The sequence below is a fragment of the Streptomyces mutomycini genome, from assembly GCF_001700505.1.
Lineage (GTDB): Bacteria > Actinomycetota > Actinomycetes > Streptomycetales > Streptomycetaceae > Streptomyces > Streptomyces mutomycini.
Genome location: NZ_MAPV01000409.1, coordinates 1 through 633 on the forward strand (window position 1 = coordinate 1; position 633 = coordinate 633).

The following is a 633-nucleotide window of genomic DNA, read 5'->3' on the forward strand; positions in this document are numbered from 1 at the left end:
ACCTGCACCGTGCGCTGCGCCGGATCGGGGCCGATGATCACGAGCGAGTACAGGTACTCGTTCCAGAAGGTCAGGAAGTTCAGCAGCAGTACGGTCGCGATGCCCGGCACGCACATCGGGGTGTAGATGTGCCGCAGCACCGAGAACGTGGACGCGCCGTCCAGCCGCGCGGCCTCCTCCATCTCGCGCGGGATGGTCCGCATGAACTGCACCAGGATGACGACGGAGAGCGGCATCGCCGTCGCGGGCAGGAACAGCACCATGAAGACGCGGGTGTGGAACAGCCCCGTGGCGGCGGAGAGCAGGAACGTCGGGAAGAGCGCGGCGAACGTGGGCACCAGGAACCCGAGCGAGAACACCCGCTCCACCAGCGCCCCCAGCGGCCCCGTCGCGCGGGCGATCGCGAAGGCCGCGGGGATGGCGAGCGCCAGCGTCAGGGCCAGCGCGAACACGGTGACGAGCGCCGAGTTGACGACGGCCAGGCCCAGGTCGGCGGAGGAGAACGCCTCGCCGAAGTTGCCGAAGGACAGGGAGGTGGGCGGCGCGAAGGGGCTGCCGAAGATCTGGTCGTTCGACTTGAACGCCGAGATCAGCAGGTAGTAGAGGGGGACCACCAGCAGCACCGCGTAGAGC

The 633-nt window shown here is 68.7% G+C and carries 1 protein-coding gene; it reads right to left on the minus strand.

Going from position 1 to position 633, the window contains the following annotated elements; genetic code table 11:
• Positions 1-633, minus strand: a 633-nt coding sequence (locus BFF76_RS30780; protein WP_065849523.1) for a carbohydrate ABC transporter permease, incomplete at both ends; no start/stop codon positions are given.